This is a genomic window from Flavobacterium flabelliforme, from assembly GCF_017948675.1.
GTDB lineage: Bacteria > Bacteroidota > Bacteroidia > Flavobacteriales > Flavobacteriaceae > Flavobacterium > Flavobacterium pygoscelis.
In genome coordinates, this window is record NZ_JAGFBU010000018.1 from 1 (window position 1) to 2208 (window position 2208).

The 2208-nt window shown below is 30.6% G+C and carries 1 protein-coding gene and 1 pseudogene; both read right to left on the reverse strand.

The genetic code is table 11. The features are described from left to right. Positions 1-284: 284 nt before the first annotated feature. A complete protein-coding gene (locus J3S90_RS15655) occupies positions 285-842 on the reverse strand; it encodes a hypothetical protein (RefSeq protein WP_210646966.1) in 558 nt (185 codons plus the stop codon). Between the two features lie 170 nt (positions 843-1012). After that, positions 1013-2026 (reverse strand): annotated as a pseudogene (locus J3S90_RS15660) (IS30 family transposase). Between the last annotated feature and the right edge of the window lie 182 nt (positions 2027-2208).

Consider the following 2208-nt stretch of genomic DNA (forward strand, 5'->3'; position numbering starts at 1 on the left):
AATGATGGAAAGTTTGAGATCAAAGCTTATTTTTTGATACTCATTTTTTCGACAGGGTTGTTTTTTGTTTGTTTCCATAGGATACTAAAAGTGTTTAATTTTTAGTCAACCTATTTTAGGACGAGGCGCGTCTTAAAATGCCGCATAACGTTTCGCGGCTTCAAGAAGTGGCGAACTTCGTAACCGCATATTTTCCATTAAGATAAAATTTCTTGCGAAAGAAAAACGTGAATTTAGCAGATTTCACGCCATTTCTTGAAACCGCTGTTAGCAGATGGTTTTTTTTAAAATCTATATCCAATTCTTAAATGTAAATTCGCTGTTACTCCTTCCAAATCACCATATGCTTCTCTAAATTGATGTCCGTAACCAATTCCAATTGCAGTTTCATATGTAAAATGTTCTCCTACATTACGTTTTATTCCCCAAGTTGGAATTATTGTTAGTAAATTAAAAGTTTTTAAGTTGTCATAATTTGAAATTACAAACCAGTTTGGATGATAACTTGTTTGAAGTGAAACAAAGTTTCCACTATTTCCAGAAATATTCTTAGATTTTGATTGTCTGTTCTCTAAATTATAATACCATCGTGGTTCAACAGTAATAACTGGAGTCATTAAAAAACCAGTTTGCGGATAAAAATCTCCTCCAAATATTCCAGCATTCATTCCAAGTTCTGTTCTTAATGCAATTTGATTTGTAAGTCTCATTTCGTTATGAATCCAAATTCCAAGAAGTCCTGTTTGAATTCCATAAGTTGATTTTTCAACACTTGCAGTTTGAGCATTTCCAGCGAAGAAAATTAGGCAAATAATTAATGAGAATAAGATTTTCTTTTTCATTTAGTTAAATTATTGGTTTTTATTTGTATACGTTCTGGCGGATTCAAGGGTCTAGCGCAACAATGTTAGTTTTTTTTTAATTAATCAAATTTAGTATTTTTCTTAGATTATGTGCTTAATTTTAGAATAACTTTTTTGGCTTTTTAAGAAGCCAAAAGTTATTTCCAAACTTAAGCCTTTGTGTGATTCATTTTGTTAATTTCTTCGCTTCTCATTTGATTAGGTGTTTTGAAACCCAAAACCTTTCTTGGTCTGTTATTTAGATTGTTTTCTATGTTTTTTAGCTCTTCCATACTTATATTATTAAAGTCGGTTCCTTTTGGTAAAAACCTTCTAATTAATCCGTTAGTGTTTTCATTTGTACCTCTTTCCCAGGAGGAGTATGGATGTGCAAAATAAATATCCATTCCAGTTTTTTTAGAGAGCCATTTATGATTAGCCATTTCTATTCCGTTATCGTAAGTCATTGTTTTTCTGAGGTATTGAGGTTGTTTATTTAAGAGCTTTGCAAATTCGTGAGTTACTGTTTTGGATTTTCTGTTGTTGATTTTTACAATAATTAAAAATCTAGTTTTTCTATCTACGATAGTTCCAATAGCACTTTTGTGTGCTACACCAATCATCAAATCTCCTTCTAAATGTCCAGCTTCTAGGCGTTCTTCGATATATTTAGGTCTATCATCAATACTGACTTGGTCTTTGATTCGGTTTTTTTTTATACCATATTTCCTTTTGTCTCGTCTTTTGTGATGATGATAGGGAAGAAGTTTAATTAGTTTTTTACCCAAAGTAGATTGTCTAAATCGATAAATATGTTTATAAATAGATTCGTAAGAAATGGACATAATAGGGTCATTTGGGTATAATACCTTGATTTGTCCAGCCATTAATTCAGGGCTAGTCCCCTTTAATAAACTTCTATAAATGAATATTTTAAGTCTGGGATGTGAGTTTATTTTATCTTGAGTTCTTTTGATTTTATTGTTTTCTAAAGCATATCAATGTGCTAAATCAGCCTTATAGATGTCGGTTGGCTTTAATAACCAAAGTTTTAATTCTTTGGTAATGGTGGATCTGTTTCGATTTACTTGCTTTGCAATGTAGCTTTTGGACTTATTTTCCTTGAGTAAAGTCTCAATTATAATACGTTCTTCGAAGGATAATCTTTTATATTTTTTTTTCATAATTCAACAAAGATAAAATTTATCATTTGTTGCGTTAGGTTCTTGAATTCTCCTCTTTTTTTGTAAAGTCCTGAAATAGGTTGACACATTTTTACTGTGTTTTCAATTCAAATTTAGATAAATAATTTCTTTATTCCTACGATAGGATTTGTATGGAATGTTAGCCTTTATATGAACACTAA

What these genes read in the sequence shown, in the direction of transcription:
- J3S90_RS15655 (WP_210646966.1), bottom strand. Translation starts at nt 842, where the DNA reads ATGAAAAAGAAAATCTTATTCTCATTAATTATTTGCCTAATTTTCTTC.